Annotated in this window: 16 protein-coding genes; 3 read left to right on the top strand and 13 right to left on the bottom strand. The window is 40.9% G+C overall.

All coding sequences use genetic code 11. The features are described from left to right. The 5 genes from IQ236_RS10045 to IQ236_RS10025 all read right to left on the bottom strand — a co-directional run. Window positions 1-811, bottom strand: an 811-nt coding sequence (locus IQ236_RS10045) for an Hpt domain-containing protein (protein ID WP_193869129.1), incomplete at its 3' end; no start/stop codon positions are given. Between the two features lie 85 nt (window positions 812-896). Next, on the bottom strand, window positions 897-1,274 hold the full coding sequence (locus IQ236_RS10040) for a response regulator (protein ID WP_193869128.1): 378 nt from the start codon (window positions 1,272-1,274) through the stop codon (window positions 897-899). Between the two features lie 220 nt (window positions 1,275-1,494). Beyond that, a complete protein-coding gene (locus tag IQ236_RS10035) occupies window positions 1,495-2,397 on the bottom strand; it encodes an RRXRR domain-containing protein (protein ID WP_322744109.1) in 903 nt (300 codons plus the stop codon). A gap of 645 nt (window positions 2,398-3,042) precedes the next feature. Next, window positions 3,043-3,975 (bottom strand): isoaspartyl peptidase/L-asparaginase, encoded by a 933-nt coding sequence (locus tag IQ236_RS10030; RefSeq protein WP_193869127.1) that lies wholly within the window; start codon window positions 3,973-3,975, stop codon window positions 3,043-3,045. A 33-nt stretch (window positions 3,976-4,008) separates the two neighbouring features. Continuing rightward, window positions 4,009-4,179, bottom strand: a complete 171-nt coding sequence (locus IQ236_RS10025) for a DUF2256 domain-containing protein (protein ID WP_193869126.1) — start codon at window positions 4,177-4,179, stop codon at window positions 4,009-4,011. 47 nt (window positions 4,180-4,226) lie between these two features. On the opposite strand from IQ236_RS10025, the gene IQ236_RS10020 reads away from it, so the two are divergent. Together IQ236_RS10020 and IQ236_RS10015 are read left to right on the top strand one after the other, a co-directional pair. Continuing rightward, on the top strand, window positions 4,227-5,027 hold the full coding sequence (locus IQ236_RS10020; RefSeq protein WP_193869125.1) for an RNA methyltransferase: 801 nt from the start codon (window positions 4,227-4,229) through the stop codon (window positions 5,025-5,027). Between the two features lie 126 nt (window positions 5,028-5,153). Beyond that, window positions 5,154-6,671 (top strand): serine hydrolase, encoded by a 1,518-nt coding sequence (locus tag IQ236_RS10015; RefSeq protein WP_193869124.1) that lies wholly within the window; start codon window positions 5,154-5,156, stop codon window positions 6,669-6,671. A gap of 112 nt (window positions 6,672-6,783) precedes the next feature. Here IQ236_RS10015 and IQ236_RS10010 read toward each other — a convergent pair whose 3' ends face one another. The 8 genes from IQ236_RS10010 to IQ236_RS09975 form a co-directional block, all read right to left on the bottom strand. Next, window positions 6,784-7,323 carry a hypothetical protein gene (locus tag IQ236_RS10010; protein ID WP_193869123.1) on the bottom strand — a complete coding sequence of 180 codons (540 nt, stop codon included), beginning with the start codon at window positions 7,321-7,323 and terminating at the stop codon, window positions 6,784-6,786. Between the two features lie 75 nt (window positions 7,324-7,398). After that, the gene (locus IQ236_RS10005; protein WP_193869122.1) at window positions 7,399-7,848 is read right to left on the bottom strand and encodes a hypothetical protein; all 450 of its coding nucleotides are present in this window, start codon (window positions 7,846-7,848) and stop codon (window positions 7,399-7,401) included. Window positions 7,849-7,961: 113 nt separating this feature from the next. Beyond that, window positions 7,962-8,537 carry a Uma2 family endonuclease gene (locus IQ236_RS10000; RefSeq protein WP_193869121.1) on the bottom strand — a complete coding sequence of 192 codons (576 nt, stop codon included), beginning with the start codon at window positions 8,535-8,537 and terminating at the stop codon, window positions 7,962-7,964. Between the two features lie 413 nt (window positions 8,538-8,950). Beyond that, a complete protein-coding gene (locus IQ236_RS09995) occupies window positions 8,951-9,286 on the bottom strand; it encodes a XisI protein (protein WP_193869120.1) in 336 nt (111 codons plus the stop codon). After that, window positions 9,274-9,690, bottom strand: coding sequence for an element excision factor XisH family protein (locus IQ236_RS09990; RefSeq protein WP_193869119.1), 417 nt, complete (start codon window positions 9,688-9,690; stop codon window positions 9,274-9,276). The genes IQ236_RS09995 and IQ236_RS09990 overlap by 13 nt, the downstream gene beginning before the upstream one ends. A 362-nt stretch (window positions 9,691-10,052) precedes the next feature. Then, a complete protein-coding gene (locus IQ236_RS27675) occupies window positions 10,053-12,794 on the bottom strand; it encodes an SUMF1/EgtB/PvdO family nonheme iron enzyme (RefSeq protein ID WP_228041523.1) in 2,742 nt (913 codons plus the stop codon). 95 nt (window positions 12,795-12,889) lie between these two features. Further along, on the bottom strand, window positions 12,890-13,867 hold the full coding sequence (locus IQ236_RS09980) for an AAA family ATPase (RefSeq protein WP_193869118.1): 978 nt from the start codon (window positions 13,865-13,867) through the stop codon (window positions 12,890-12,892). Further along, on the bottom strand, window positions 13,843-15,120 hold the full coding sequence (locus tag IQ236_RS09975; protein WP_193869117.1) for a hypothetical protein: 1,278 nt from the start codon (window positions 15,118-15,120) through the stop codon (window positions 13,843-13,845). The genes IQ236_RS09980 and IQ236_RS09975 overlap by 25 nt, the downstream gene beginning before the upstream one ends. A 182-nt stretch (window positions 15,121-15,302) precedes the next feature. On the opposite strand from IQ236_RS09975, the gene IQ236_RS09970 reads away from it, so the two are divergent. Further along, on the top strand, window positions 15,303-15,857 hold the full coding sequence (locus tag IQ236_RS09970) for a cysteine dioxygenase (RefSeq protein ID WP_193869116.1): 555 nt from the start codon (window positions 15,303-15,305) through the stop codon (window positions 15,855-15,857). Window positions 15,858-15,998: the final 141 nt, after the last annotated feature.

Below are 15,998 nucleotides of genomic sequence, written 5' to 3'. Positions count from 1 at the left end.
GGGGAGCGGGGGGAATTGGGTGATCTTCTTCGGGTGGGGTCGCTTCCGGGTCTGCTGTTTCCGGTTTCCTTCCTTTTAAGTAAAGCTGCCAGGTTAAGCCCGGTTGCTCGGTTTCTGAAAAGGGAATTTCTGGCAAAGTGGTGGCGAGGATAAAATCAAATAGAATTTTGTTGCCCTCACTCATGCGAGGTGCAGTATAAATTAATTGACCGAAGGTTTGTAAGTGTTCTCGAATCGTATTAACTCGGATTCCCTGTTCTGAGAGTTGGGTACTGGGTGAGAATACAAAGTGCCAAAGGGTTTCGCCGTTGTTAATTGCGGTGTTGATCTGCTCTTGTTCTTGGGGTTTGAGTTTGAATTCTAGTGGGGTAACGAGCCCAGATAAAGGGTTTTCGAGGTGTTCGTTCGGAATAACCGCCTTAAGTTGGGTGCTAATGTCGGTAATATCGGGGGGTGGGGTTTGAGTTCGGTGACAAGTGATCACTTGTTCGAGGAGTTTTGTTCCTGCAATTAAAGCATCAAATCCTTCAGAAGATAGAGCTATTTTTTGATCCCGTAAGACTCGTAAATAGCTTTCCATTTGATGGGCTAATTCTTCCGCGGGTCCCACTCCGACCATCCCTGATAATCCTTTGATGGAATGGAAACAACGAAATAATTCATTGAGGTGAGAACGCTCAATCTGGGATTGATTAATCCAGGATTCTAGGGTTAGAAGTTCTCGTCTGATGACAGCTAAATGTTCTTCGCATTCTGCAAAATAATCTTCTAAAAAATCCTCGAAAAAATTCTTTTTAGGCGGATTGGACACAATGGAAGTTTCCTCATAAAAATGATATTAATATTTCTCATGAAAATTAGAATTTGGGTTTGACTTACTCAGAAATAAATCCCCTTTAAACTGAAACTGAAGTTAGTAAATCGTGAATTTGACCCGCTAAGAATTTAGGTTGAAAGGGTTTGGTTAAATAACAAGCTGCACCTGCTGCAATGGCTTCACTCCGACTATTTTCATCACCCTTGGTGGTTAGAATCACAATCGGTGTATCGTGATAGCTAGGATGTCCTAAAACAAATTTTAGAACTTCTAACCCGTGCATATCGGGCATATTCAAATCCAATATCATCAGATCAAAGGGAGCAACTTCCAGTTGTTCAATTGCTTCTAAACCATTCCCCGCTTCACTAAAACTAACATCAGTTAAATCTCGCAAAGATGCGATTACCATTTTTCGCATCGTTGCTGAATCATCAACCACTAAAATCCGTCTCATCGAAAAAATTAGGTTTGAAACCCCGTCATGCCAGCGAAGCGGAGGACGGCTTTACAAAATCTTCTAGGTAACAATCAACCCGTTAGAACGGCGAATTAACTGTATTTTACTAGAAGCAATCTGCCCTAACCGTTTCCAGTTAGCATCGCTGACAGATACTTGTCTTTCGGTGTCTCCTGACACATAACCAACACCCTTGGGAGATTTAACTAAATCCCCCTTACGGAATCCGTTCAGGAGTTGTAGAACCTCCATACTTCCGACGTACTCCACCTTTTGCCGGGAGCATTAAGTGAAGTTGGCGACGAGAAAAAGGGGGTCTGCGAATCACTCGAAATTCAGCAGTGGTAATGACAACATCACCAAACCAATTAGCACCATCAGTTTTTGCTGTATGATATTGGCGATACTCAACAAAAGCTGTCGCTGCAATCGCTACACCATCAACTGCATGAGTGTTGAATTCCGGCTTGGATTTGTCTGTTTTGTTCTTGGTTAGCCCCAAGTATTTACGAGTTGATGCCGTTTGATCACCTTCAATCTTAACGACGGGGGCTAACTTTTCCAGTTGGCTTAACATCCATTTTTGCCCCACCATAACAGGTGAAAAACCTTTACCCGATTTAGCTTGTTTACGCCCACTGGTTAAATCAACATCAGCTTTGACATATTCGTATCTAATTTCTGTAACTGGGTAAATCTTGAATAATTCGGAAACTATTCTCAATTCCAATTGACGATTAGCACGAATTGAGGGAGCCAGTTTACCTTGGCGACGATTATTAAAGCGTTTTTGGCGATGGTTGCGTTTTGAGAACTCAACCTTGCGGTTAATTCTTCTTCCTCTGCAACCTCGACGCATTAATCGTCTTGCATCCATGCGTTCACGGACTGTCTGAAATGGCAAAATCAGATGAGCCGTATACAGTGTAAACTTAGCTGACTGAACACCAATCCCAGAGAATTTCTTGCCAGGGTCAATCCCAATCACAACACTTTGGGTCGTGTATCCACTCGGTTTAACTAACAGTTGAACATAAAATTGCCCGCAGTCTGGGACACAACGTTTCACTGCTTTTCCTGACTCAATCCACTTCCTCGCTCTTGCTGGTGTGGTTGGCATCAACGGCTTGTTGTTTTGATCGACTACTGGGACTCGCATTTTGGTATAACCCAATTTCTTGTTTTAGTCTCTTCGCTCAACTCAATTAAGATGTCTTGGCTTTACCCAACACCTGAACCAATCCGGTTTAGATTTTGTCCGAACTAGAGAAGTATTCGGAAGTCTGTACCCAATTGAGTCTCCATGAGCTATTCACTTCTTGCGTTGCCTAAATTGGTTTAAGCAATCCCTGCGCTTTTAGGGCGGGGTTAGTGAAAATCCACACTCCTTGAGCGGATAAGGCAAGAATAGTTTGCATTCCTATACTCGTTTATTCACAGAATAGATGTAGAGCTTGGTATTTTGACAATCCTTTTAATGATCTCTTCAGGGTGATGTTACAGGATTGTTAAGATCAATCAAAGGACACTATTGCTTCCGGGTCAATCAATTTCTGCACTCTATCCTGCCAGGAATCAACGGGCATAGTCATTCGCAAAATAATCACACCTGAATTATAAATCATCCTCTTCTAGGAATTTTGAATTGTGTTTGAAAAGTTAACAGAACTAAGTGTTGGCTGTTGGCTGTTCATAGAGGAATGGGGAGTCAGAAGTTAATGATTTCCCCTCCGCCTCCTCTTCCCCTTTTCTCTCCTACTTTCTATCAAGAAATCCCAGAAAAAACTTGAGTTCCTTTCGGTGCTTCCAGGCTATCACCTTTGTTTTGACCGTCGTGAAAAGCAGCTAGAATCACATCACAGGTTTTTCCCCAGGCGATCGCACCCGTTGCATCAATACCAATGGCTCCAAAATCCCGTTGACGCTCATGCGCTTCTGCAAAGGATTTGTCAAAGGCGGCTTTTAACGTTTGGCCATCCGTTACCCGCGTGACAATTTTGGCGGCTAAACACTCATCGAGAATATCTTCCCCAATTCCGGTACAACTCACTCCCGCTTGATCCGTAGCATAATTTCCCGCCGGAGTCGCTGAATCACTCACCCGACCGATGCGTTCAAATCCTTTTCCTCCGGTGGAGGTTCCGGCAACTAATTGGCCATTTTGATCCAAGGCGACAACCCCAATAGTTCCGGTTCCCGCCGCTTCCGAGACAACATTGGCCATACTGCGTTTAAAATTATCCTTACGGTCTTCTAACCATTCTTGTAACCGTTGATCGGTGAGGGGATTATAAAGGGGAAGTTGCAGTTCCCGTGCTAATTCAGCCGCACCATAATCGGATAAAACGTGATCCGAGGCATTTTGTAAGAAAACGGCTAAATCGATGGGATTTTTCACCCGTGAAACATTAATTACCCCACTAAACCGTTTTAAGGTTCCATCCATCAAGGAAGCACTCATGCGGATTTGGCCATCGGACTGTAAAACCGAACCCGTACCTGCATTAAATCGGGGATCATCTTCGAGGAGTTGACAACCCAGCACCACCGCTTCTTTAGCACTAGCTCCTGTCAGCAGTAAGGCGTAGACTTGATCAATCACTTGATACAGGGATTTACGAACGGCTTCTAACCCTCCTTTCCCTTGGAGAGAACTGCCAGCACCACCATGAATAATCAGTTTAGGTTGAACCACCATGAATGTATTGTAAAGTGAACAAAGATCGGGGTGTTATTGGGGGTGTTCTATCTCTGGGGTAGAGGCAGAACGACGACGGCAGCGTTCAGAACAATATTTGACTTGATCCCAACAGTTCGCCCATTTTTTTCGCCAGGTGAAGGGGCGATCGCAAACGGGACAAATTTTTGTCGGTAAGTCGGATTTGGATGGCACGCGCACCATGCTAAGTTAATGGAGTTGCTTGAATCTCGGATGATCATATCATTTCCATGTCACAGACCGTTTCTGAGAACACCCGATTAACTTTCATTCGCATTGTGTTAGTAGAACCCGCCGGGGCGTTAAATGTGGGTTCAGTAGCACGGGTGATGAAAAATATGGGATTAGAGCAATTAATATTAGTCAACCCCCATTGTGATCCCCTCGGTGATGAAGCCAAAAAAATGGCGGTTCATGCGGCTGATATTTTAGAACAAGCTATCATCGTTTCGTCTTTACCAGAAGCCTTAACCGGATGTCAACGCGCGATCGCAACCACAGCCCGATCTCGATCCCAAGCGTTACCCACTGATTTAGAAGATCCCAGAACGGTTTTACCTTGGTTATTAGATTGTCCTTCAGCTTTAATTTTTGGCCCAGAAGATCGGGGTTTAAATAATCATGAATTGAGTTATGCTCAACGATTTCTCCGTATTCCTTCCAGTGCCAGTTATCCGTCTTTAAATTTAGCTCAAGCTGTTGGAGTGTGTTGTTATGAATTACGATATTTAGCGTTAGAAATCCAAACGACTCCAGCACAGGGGATAGAACACCCCAACCCTTCGACCGTTCCCTTAGAGGTCTTAGAGGGATATTATCAACAGTTGGAAACCTTGTTACTTCGGGTTGGATATTTGTATCCCCATACCGCCAATAGCCGCATGAAAAAATTCCGGCGTTTGTTTAATCGTGCTAATTTAACGGGGGAAGAAGTGGCAATGTTACGCGGTATCCTGAGTCAAGTCGAATGGGCAATAAACTGTAACAATTTTGTGGCAATTGATGATACCCTAAAAGCGTCGCCCGATTAAGTTTAAACAGACCCCCCTTTCCTTGACTAATGAGTTAGAGGAGAGGGGATGGCTCATCATCTGGTCGGGTGGAAAATGATTGCATCGTCTTAAAAACAGTCTTAAAATCCTAGTCAGGTGTTAGGTGTGGCTCAACGATCTCCGCGTCAGTCGTTCTTCTCAAAACTTTCTGCTTCTAACTCTGGCTCTGCGTCCTCTGGGCCAAAGTCCCGCAATGGCAATTCGTCGAAATCACAGCCTCGGCGCCGTTCTCGTCGTTCAACTCCTCCTCAACCTCAACCTGTTCCTCGTCGGGATCGCTCACCAGAGCCCCGTCAGAACGTTGATCCCAGCCGTTTAGAGTCTTTTGATCCCCTGGTTTCTCAACTGCGACAACAACCTCCTAGGCGACCCAAATCTCGTCAATCTCCCTCTCAACCGGGTAAACGGCCACGCCAGAAAGTGACCCTAGCTTCGATTTTATCGTTTCTCAAGCCTCCGATATCGGGGTCGCAACGATCTCGGCGTCCTCCAAGGGATCGAGTCGCGACAACTTCGCTTCCCGGTAGACCCAGGGATCAATCTGTAAAACGAATACGGAAAAAACGTCGGGTGTCGCCGATGGTTTACGCCACTCGTCTGTTAATTTTAGGAATTGGAATTGGTGTGATTTCAGGGACAATTCTATCGATTTTAAATGCGTTGGGACGTTCGAGTGCAGAAGCAAATCAAACCGTTAATTTAACCCTGGAACAACAACAAAACCCTAATTCTAACCCGTCTAATACTCAGGTTCAACCGTTACAACTCACTCAAGAAGCGGCGGATTTAAAAACAGCAATTCTGGGTTTAGCTCAGGATTCACCTAAGTTAAAACCAGGGGTATTTCTGGTTGATTTGGATACGGGAAATTATGTTGATATTTCAGGAGAAACCCCCATACCTGCTGCTAGTACCATTAAACTTCCCATTTTAGTTTCATTTTTTCAAGCCGTTGATGAAGGGAGAATTCGTTTAGATGAAATTCTGACAATGGAGGAAAAGCACATCGCGAAAGGGTCTGGAGAACTCCAAGATAAACCCATCGGTAGTAAATTTACAGCTTTAGAAACCGCTACTTTAATGATTACCAATAGCGATAATACGGCTACCAATATGATTATTGATCGTTTGGGGGGTATTGAATCCCTGAATCAACAATTTGTATCCTGGCAATTAAAACAAACTCAAATGCAAAATATCCTGCCTGATTTGGAAGGAACTAATAAAACCAGTAGCAAAGATTTAGTAACGTTAATGGCGGAAATCAATCAAGGGAAGTTGGTTTCTGTGAAATCCCGTGATTTTATGTTACGAATTATGCAGCAAACTCGTAATCGTTCTTTATTACCCAGTGGTTTAGGAGAAGGTGCGTTTATTGCTCATAAAACAGGCAATATTGACACTGTTTCTGGGGATATTGGCTTAATTGATATGCCGAATGGAAAACGATATTTAGTGGGGGTTTTAGTTCAACGAGAAGCAGATGATCCCCAAGCCGAAGAATTGATTCGTCAAATTTCTTCTACGATTTATCAATATTTTGATACCTCAACTAACCCTGTTCCTAATTCCGAACCCTCACCTGTTCCCGATGAAGTTCAAAGCCAAGATGATCAACCATAAACCGTAGGGTGTGTAAGCGCAGCGCACGCACCCCTAAATTGTTGACTCACATCACATCATTATAATCTTGTAATTTAGGAATACTGTAATTACAACTCTCTGCTATCTATATTTATTGCAACTTTTGTGTCAAATTCCAACAACCATTCCGATGCTCAAAAATATAAGCACCTGGTTCTCCATAGGTGTAATCTAAATATTCTTCTCCGTCCCCATTCGGATCATAACCATAGTGAGCCTTGATATAATTAACTCGAAAGGTATTATTATTGAGGCGAATCAAGTCTATTTCTAAGCGGGTGTAAGGACTATTATCAATCGTAGAAGGTACAAGTTGTACCCAACGGTAATCTCTAATATTAATACTAAATTCATCATCTTTTTTACTGAGAGTTCCTATCAGATAACTAGGATTTTCATAATCTCGGACTTCAATAATATCGGCTGTATAGGTTAAGCGTGTTTCATTTCCTTGGTAATCTTTACCCCGAACAAAATTCTCAAAAAAACTTTTGTATTCATCCGGTGAACAATACTCTGGTAAACTCGAAGCTATAACCTTTCCTTGAGGTCGATTTTGAGCTTCAGCTGGGGAATTTTCATTAGCTATAATAACTCTAAGACAACTTGCTAGAATCGTAACTATTATCACTATAAACTTAGTTGAAATTGGATGAAATTTTAGGGACATAAAAAATTAAGAAAAATTGGCTATTATAATAGAATTTTAGAGTCCGCAGGTAGACACAAAAAGTCGTTCTCGAATGATTGACCAGTTCTGAGCCTCTATTGTTCCAGGTTGAAGTTTTTCTCCGAGCATTTGAGGATAGCGACTATAAAAAATCACATCTGCTAAATAATCATAGGGATTAGAATAAGAGTTAGGCATCCCTTTAAAATCAAAGTCCCAAAGACCCTCAACATTGCTAGATTCAAAAGGACAAGCTTCTTGAATGGGTTTAATCATGGGTGCAATTGCAGCGCGTAAGTTATTCCATTCCCGAATATAATCTTGATCTCGATTTGTCAGTTTCCGACCTTGTAATTCAGGATTTGCTTGATAGAAGAAATGATCAGTATACTGATCAATTAAATAGGCGGGAGCTTGGCGGTTAACTTGGGTTAACTCAGTCTTAATAGAATCAGGAATTGCGCTTACAATTGTTACATTTGTCAATAATAAAATACCCGATACAAGACATAATTCAGAAAATCTTGAGGAAGTCAGCCTGAAAAAGGGAGTTGAGATCATAAAGTTAATCAAAAAAGCTAGATTCTGACAAATCCTACCTAATAAACAGATAAATTTAAACCAAACCCTGGTAAAATATTCTCACCGGATAATTCTGTTGGTAAATTTCGTAATTCTACTGTTTTATTAATGCGATAAATTTCCACTTGTTGCTGTTGAGGATTAATTAACCAGCCTAATTTAACTTTTGCATCTAAATATTCTAACATTTTCTGACGCAGGGGTTCCAATTCATCCGTTGCTGACCTTAATTCTATAACAAAATCTGGCGCAATAGGGGGGAATTTTCGCCGTTGTTCGGGAGTGAGATTTTCCCAACGTTCTTTCTGAACCCAAGCCACATCCGGGGAACGATCTGCCCCATTAGGAAGCTTAAAAATCGTTGATGAACTAAAAGTATAACCCAATTTTGTTTGACGGTTCCAGATTCCTAAATCAGTGATTAATTCCGCTTCTCGATTTCCACTTTCTCCCCCCACTGGAGACATAATCGTTAATTCTCCTTGAGCATTGCGTTCAAATTTTAATTCTGGGTTATTTTGACAAAGTTGATAAAACTGTTCATCACTAAGATAAACGCTATCTAAGTTTAATATTACAGGACTAATAACCATATTGTTAGTCTCAGAATGCGATCGCTATTTCTAATAATACCCTACCCGTAGGGTGCGTAAGCGTAGCGCACGCACCACCAAGATTTTCTATCATTGTCAAGAAACCGGGTTTTTATCCCAATTTTGAGGATTAGTATTAAGTTAACTCAAAAACCGGGTTTCTGAAAGTTAACTGGGGGGTCAAGAAACCGGGTTTTTATCCCAATTTTGAGGATTAGTATTAAGTTAACTGAAAAACCCGGTTTCTGAGAGTTAACTGCGGGGTTGAGAAACCGGGTTTTTATCCCAATTTTGAGGATTAGTATTAGGTTAACTGAAAAACCCGGTTTCTGAAGGTTAACTGTGGGGTCGAGAAACCGGGTTTTTATCCCAATTTTGAGGATTAGTATTAACTTAAGCTGTTGTGCATTTAATTAGTTAACAGCGTATTCCGTATAGGGACGAATTTCTAGGGGTTGAAAGCCTAAAACAATCTGTTGTTTAGGAATTCCAGCCCTAACTAATTCATCAGCAATGCCGTCTTCTGTGCCATCCCGTTGAATCCAAATTTTATCATCTTTTATTTCTAAATGAACTAAACAACCATGCACTCGTTGATCTCCTTGCCATCCTAATGTAATTAATAAATAACTATTTTTATCTTCACTCATAATAAATCTCCTTTCTAACTCTCCATAGGAATAGGGAATTTGAGCATATTCGTTTAAAACTTGATAAATAATAGTTTGGTATTGGCTTAAGGTATCCATTGCATAACCTCCTGAGTTTGAGGAATAAAAACCAGTAAATTAAGTTGATTTTTTCTTAAGACTAAGCTCCCAAGGGGTTCAGAAAAAATATCTTGGAATGCTTTTTTAGGAATTGCCAAATATAAAACCCGATCAGTTTCGATTTCTTCTAAAATATTTCGATAAACAATATACTGTCCGACAGCTTTTTCTAAATCGTTAACTTGGGAACTCCCTGCAAAACTTTTAATCTCAACAGCAATTTTTTCATTCTGTCTTTGGGCGGCTAGTAATTTTTCCGCCCCTAAGTCCACAAACAAATCTTTTGACCCCCATTGCAGGACTAAGGGATCTTTGGTAATTGTCCAGCCATCCTTTTCTAAAGCTATTTTAACATCATCATGATAGATATCTTTCGCAGGCATTATTTTAATAGGTCTCAGTAAAATTATACTTTTTATGTTAAAGTAAAAAATAACATTTCTTGATGACTCTTAGTCCTAGAATGCGATCGCTATTCCTAATTATACCCTACCCGTAGGGTGCGTAAGCGTAGCGCACGCACCACCAAGATTTTCTATCATTGTCAAGAAACCGGGTTTTTAATCCAATTTTGATGCTGAGTATTAGGTTAACTCAAAAACCTGGTTTCTGAAAGTTAACTGTGGGAGTCGAGAAACCGGGTTTTTATCCAAATCTTGATGCTTAGTATTAAGTTAACTGAAAAACCCGGTTTCTGAGGGCAAAAGGGCTAAAGAAAAAAGGGCTAAGAAGCCCGCACGCCAACCTACGACGCACCTACAACCCAACAAACCCGAAAGCCGTAGTAGCCGATGAAGCCGACGGGGCCGCTCGTCCTGCGATCAGCAGAACGGCAGAGAACAGGATCGACGGCCCACGAACCGCCCCGCAGACAACGTATTCTTCCATCATTTAATAAGTTGACTAAATTTTCAACATTATAAATTTGATAGCGATTATCATTTTTATTCTGCTCATCCCAAACTTCTCCTCCTGTTGGCGCTTTTTCATAGTTATCATGCCAAGGATCGGCGCACCATTCCCAGACATTCCCATGTAGATCATACAATCCAAAGGCATTGGGGGGAAATTTACCCACAGGAGTAGTTTCTTTTCGATATTTCCCCTTCGGTTCGTCTGCATAAGTGGATTCAGCATCATAATTGGCTAAATCACTGGTTATCGTTTCCCCTAAGTAAAATGGGGTTTGCGTTCCAGCGCGACACGCATATTCCCATTGGGCTTCTGAGGGTAAACAATAGTTGTGTCCGGTGCGTTGTAGCAGTCTGGCACAAAATTCGACTGCATCATACCATTTAACATTTTGTACAGGTTGGTTATATCCTTTGAAGTAAGAGCACTCACGGTCAATATCCCGTTGAATTTTAGGCCAGTTCGCAACGGCTGTCCACTGGGCTTGGGTAATGGGATATTTGCCTATAAAAAAGGGGGAAACGGTGACTTGATGTTGGGGACGTTCATCCTCTTTGCTGCCTTGTTCCGTTTTTGGTGAACCCATGAGGAATGTCCCCCCAGGAATATAAACCATGTCTAACGTGACACCATTTCCCAGGTCTTCGGTGAAGTATTGCGCTTGTTTGGGTTCTCGTTTGATGATCTCCCCTCGGTTGTTAACCGTAACAGTTTCAAAGGAAAATCTTTTTAGAGGAATACGACCCAACACACTACCCGGTTTTGCTAGTTCGACATCCGCTATGATGGCCGTTTCCTCCTGACGGAAATATTGTTCCCACAGACGCTGGGCGTTTTCGGTTTCTCGTCGAATACCTCGCGCTTCGGCTGCATATCCTTTCGCTGCAATTAATAACGGTTGATATTGGTCGGGTAAAACTGGAGATAGGGTTTCTGCTAACTCCGACCACTGGACTAACTCGGCTTTATTATTGTCTAAATAAGCTTGTTTGAGGATGTTTGCCAACTCCTGCACAGCTTTATCCTGTTGGTCAGTATAGGCTAAGGCTACCCACTGCTGCCGTTCATAAAGACTTTGTAACCAGTGGGGAAGTTGAGGTTTTAGCTGTTTTTTTAGGTATTCAATCATAAAAGAAGATAATTCTTCTAACCGTTGTTCCCCTTCTTGGTCTTTAAGTTTGATTAATAATTGATTACGAATATCTGTTTCTATTTCGTAGAGTTCTATTAATTCTTCTTCCACAGGTTGGCAAAGATCTGATAACAATATATCGGCTACTGCATACCAGAGAAGTTCACGGTCACGACTGACGAAAAATTGTTTCCAAAGACGATAGAGAAGGTCGGGGGTTAGAGTTAAGGGAAACGCTGCATGGCAAGCTAGGTTTAAATGGGAGTTATCGTATTGTTGGGTAAAGCGATTAATTCGACTGGTGGCGTCGAAGTCCCAGTTATCAAAAAATAGGGAAGATCCCCCCCAACCCCCCTTAAGAAGGGGGGTGTTAGGGTTGGAGTCACCCCAACGTAGCCAACGCAGCATTTTTGGATATTCTGAGGGGGTGAAGGCAAACATGGGGACTTGTTTCGGGTCAATTCTGGCGATATCCTCCGCAGTGGTATCTAACCAACGGTCACGGGGAAGAGGGTTTAACCAGGCGACACGGGAAACGGTATCGGTGAGAAGGTTAAGAAATTCTACGGTTTCGTCCCAACGGTCAGGAACAGAACGCTGTTTTGCCGCCCCTGCATCACTAATAATTAAAGCAACGGTATTTTTTGGGGAAAATTGGGTTAAAACGGTTTCGATATCTTGCCCTTTTCGCAGTTGGGGGTCAAGATATAAGCTATCCGTCGGGCAGTTGTGGAAATAGTAAATTGTTGCCTCCGACCAGAGGTTAACCCAATGGCGACAAAGGGGATGAAACGGTGCCATTGATCCTTTTTGGTCAACCAGTAATAACACTTTGGGCGGTGTTTCTATTGTTTTGGGAGAAGCCAAAATCGGTTTAATAAAAAAGCCATCTTTGCTAATTTGTTCTACGGTCGCGGGAATATCGATTTCTTTAACAAGGGTTTTCGGACGTTGGGGTTTAAAGCTTTTCCATCCTTCCCAAAGTTGTTGACGACTGACGGGGAAATAATACCCTTCTTGACCTGTGACGGAAATCGCAGTTCCCACTTGCAAATTAGGCGTTTCAAAAATCAGGTATTCTTCCGGTTCGTCTAGGTTATTATGATCGAGATTATTGCTATTTTCTAATAGGGTATTTTCTGCTAAATTAAAATTAGAGGATTCGGTATCGTTTCCCTTTCTAAAAGGGGTTGGGGGGGTCTGATCAAGACTTTTAGGAATTAAAGCTTGCCAACAGTTTTCAAACCGACGCTGTTCTTCAGGAGATTTAACCCATACCGTTTCACAAAGGTGTTTAACTGCTTCTAAATGGGTTGGATCAAACCCATCTTCTAGCGATCGCGTTAAGGCTTCCACTGCCAAATTATACTGGTCAATGGTTAAGGGAAGACCAGCTTTTCGGAGTCGTTCAAATAAGTTTAGCAGTGGTAAAGGGGTTGTCATTTTTGAGGTTAGAGATCCTTTTCTGGGGTAGGGGCGAGGCGCGCCTCGCCCCTACAGACTCGTTAAAATATGATTCATCAAATGGTTGGGGGATTTTAGGTTAAATCTTGATATCTATTATAATCCTGATGAGTTTTCAATAACGCACTCGCTAACGGAATTCCTGCTTTAAGCATTTCCTTAATTTCTTTCGGAGGATAGTCATAAAGGGCTTGAAACCAATCAATTAATTCACTGGTACTCACTTGTTTATAAGCTTCGTCTTCCTCCATTGCTTCTCGCAGTTTGAGGAATTTTTCTAAAGCGGGTTTAACAATTGTAGCCGGAAGATTCTTAAACCGACTATTAAGAATTTCTGTTAATCGTTTGCGATCGGGAAATTCAACATAATGATATAAACACCGTCGTAAAAAAGCCCTGGGAAGTTCCTGTTCTCGGTTAGAGGTAATAAAAATAATTGGCGGTGCTGCTTTGTTAGCACATTTCCAACAAGGTTCACCCTCTTTTGTTCTGAGTTCTTTAACCAGGAATTTCTGTTGGTCAATGGCTAATAATAAATCATTGGGTAAATCTTTATCGGCTTTATCAATTTCATCAATTAAAACAATAGTCCGACAGTTATGTTCCTGAAAAGCATAACCTAATGGCCCCCAATTAATAAAATTTTCTGGGTTACTAGGGTTCATGTTTTCATCTGTCACTTCTACTTTTGCGAGTTGTGCGGCTTGAAGTCTTCCGACATAATCATAAGTATAAAAGCCATCTTGAGCTTTACTGGTAGATTGAATATTCCAGAGTCTATATTTCCATTGAATATCAGGATAACGTTTACTAAATTGATAAGCAACTGCCGCCGCTAACTGACTTTTTCCACATCCAGGTTCTCCTTCTAAGAGTAACGGACGGTTAAGACGAATGGCTAAATTAACCGCTTCTACTAACCCATCACTGGGATAATAGGGATAAATTTGTTGGTCAACTAAATCACTCCATTCGCCGCCTTGAGGGGGTCGAAATTCTACAGGTTCATCTTTTATATATTTAGGGTTTATCGGGGTGGATAGGTTTGCCATTGTCGAATTAAGTCCTGTTGTTTACAGTTGAATTGTTGATATAAAGCCTTAATTATTTTTTCTGTTTCTCCTTGACCTTTTTCTAGGATACTCTGAGAAAGAGTAGCTGGATCTTCTTTAAGCGTTTTATCTAATTTTAAAGCAATTCTAGGGAGAATTTCAATTAAATCTTTTGCTTGAAAAGAATTAGCTGGAGTGAGTTCTGCGATCGCATCTTTTAACATATCACAATTTTTCCATTCCGTTTGCCAATCATTTCCTTTATCACTAGAGATCATAAACATTAAAATCTTACCAGGTTTTTCTGGATTTACCCTAGCCAAAATCGGTTTCCAAAATTGGTTAATCAAGTCTTTAAAGTCATCAAAATTATACTTATCAACATTAACAATCAAAAAAATATATTTGCTTTTTAAGACTTCATTAAGTAATTGATCAGGATATTTTTGGTTGAATTTTGAGTTTAAATCTTCAATTGAAAGAGAGGTGTATTGAGATTTACTCAAAAAATCTTCCGGTTCTACTTCTTTGCCAAAAGTTTTAATCTCATATTCAATTCTTCGCAACATCCAAGTCCGACTATAGGAACAAGAATTAATCACCAAAAAGGCTTTAGGTGCATGATTTAAAGCTAAATTATTACAAACTATATCTTTTTGCTCTTTATGATTAAATGTATCTAAAACTTGTACTAATAAAGTAGCTTTTGTACTATCTTTATATTGAAAAGATGTTTCCCGATATACAACCTCCTCCCAAGATACCCCTAAAACTGAGCAAAAAGCAATAAAAATATCTTCATCAATTGATTTTCCCTTTAAAAAATCATTCCAATTTCGGGAAGTTATTCGATCTGTTCTTAATTCATATTTATCAAAAAAATTATAAAAAATTTTCAAATTTAAATCAGTATAATCATTGGCTATTAATTGATCAATGATTGTTAAAACTTTTTCTTTAGAATCATCGGTAAAAATAGTTAATGTGACTCTTGAATATTCATTAATGGGTGGCTTAATACAGTTTTTATCAATAATTGCTTTTAACTTTTTTAACTTAAGAGTTGGGTTGGGATTATCCTTAACAGAAATTTCCAAAGCTGGAAGAATTACATTTTGCAATTGATACAAACTCACATCTGTTAAGGCTTGGTGACAGTCTTCCTTTGCCCATCCTGTCCGCCGTCCTTTATTTTTGCGTGCTTTGTCAATTATCTTTATTGCCTCTGGTGAAACCTTAACTTTGTTAGTCATCCCTCAATGATTAAACGGTGAAGTCCTGATCCTGATCAAAACCTGATCAGAATTTGGGTTTACTGAGTCGGGTGTGAGATCGTATCAACAGCTTGAGAAAACAAGGGTTTAACGACCCCAAACTATCAAGCCCGAACCTTGACAATTGCATAGCAACCTTGGGTTGAGGCGATAAAAAGCCAATGATCCAATTGCCCGTTCAGACAAGTAAACCAACGGCTCGAAAACTAATGATTAGTCAGATTGTACAGCAGAACGGTGTTTCCTCACCTGACAGGGTTATTCATCCCTTAATGATCGAGGAATTCCTGATCCGACTCAAGCAAATTCCATCTCACCAGTTAACCCTGGACACACTCAAAGACCTGGTGACTCGTTTGCATTTACCGAAGGAATGTTGGGAAGCTTTCGTTTTGTTTCTCCCTGACCGTTATCGGTGGGAAACCTTGCTGCGTAATGACGATGTTGAAATTGTGGTGATTTGTTGGGCTTCGGGTCAAACTTCCGGTGTTCATCCCCATCGGAATGCGGCTTTAAATGTTACGAAAGTTCTTCAAGGTTCAATTATCCAACAGCGCTATATTCCCGACGAACAACGCAAATTAATTTTGTGGAAAGAAGAAACAGTGAGTACAGGCGAAATTACCTGGACTGACCGTTATGAATTCCATCAATTAGTGAATAACAGCGCAGAAGATTGTATCACGTTGCACGTTTATTCGCCAGTTCGAGACTAGGGATTATAGGACTCAACAGAAACCGGGTTTCTCTGAGAGCGAAAAAAGCTTTCTTGATAAAAACAAGACCAGAAACCCGGTTTCTTATTCCTCTGCTACCAATTCTGATTTTTCCCTCTAGTGAAGTCTTAACTTTGTTAG

The sequence above is a fragment of the Planktothrix mougeotii LEGE 06226 genome (assembly GCF_015207485.1).
Classification (GTDB): Bacteria; Cyanobacteriota; Cyanobacteriia; order Cyanobacteriales; family Microcoleaceae; genus Planktothrix.
This window is presented reverse-complemented; position numbering and strand designations above follow the sequence as displayed.

Excerpts from the sequence above, each read along its gene's own strand:
- IQ236_RS10040 (WP_193869128.1), bottom strand. The coding sequence starts at position 1,274 with ATGAGACGGATTTTAGTGGTTGATGATTCAGCAACGATGCGAAAAATG.
- IQ236_RS10035 (WP_322744109.1), bottom strand. The coding sequence starts at position 2,397 with ATGCCAACCACACCAGCAAGAGCGAGGAAGTGGATTGAGTCAGGAAAA.
- IQ236_RS10030 (WP_193869127.1), bottom strand. The coding sequence starts at position 3,975 with ATGGTGGTTCAACCTAAACTGATTATTCATGGTGGTGCTGGCAGTTCT.
- IQ236_RS10025 (WP_193869126.1), bottom strand. The coding sequence starts at position 4,179 with ATGGTGCGCGTGCCATCCAAATCCGACTTACCGACAAAAATTTGTCCC.
- IQ236_RS10020 (WP_193869125.1), top strand. The coding sequence starts at position 4,227 with ATGTCACAGACCGTTTCTGAGAACACCCGATTAACTTTCATTCGCATT.
- IQ236_RS10000 (WP_193869121.1), bottom strand. The coding sequence starts at position 8,537 with ATGGTTATTAGTCCTGTAATATTAAACTTAGATAGCGTTTATCTTAGT.
- IQ236_RS09995 (WP_193869120.1), bottom strand. The coding sequence starts at position 9,286 with ATGGATACCTTAAGCCAATACCAAACTATTATTTATCAAGTTTTAAAC.
- IQ236_RS09990 (WP_193869119.1), bottom strand. The coding sequence starts at position 9,690 with ATGCCTGCGAAAGATATCTATCATGATGATGTTAAAATAGCTTTAGAA.
- IQ236_RS27675 (WP_228041523.1), bottom strand. The coding sequence starts at position 12,794 with ATGACAACCCCTTTACCACTGCTAAACTTATTTGAACGACTCCGAAAA.
- IQ236_RS09980 (WP_193869118.1), bottom strand. The coding sequence starts at position 13,867 with ATGGCAAACCTATCCACCCCGATAAACCCTAAATATATAAAAGATGAA.
- IQ236_RS09975 (WP_193869117.1), bottom strand. The coding sequence starts at position 15,120 with ATGACTAACAAAGTTAAGGTTTCACCAGAGGCAATAAAGATAATTGAC.
- IQ236_RS09970 (WP_193869116.1), top strand. The coding sequence starts at position 15,303 with ATGATCCAATTGCCCGTTCAGACAAGTAAACCAACGGCTCGAAAACTA.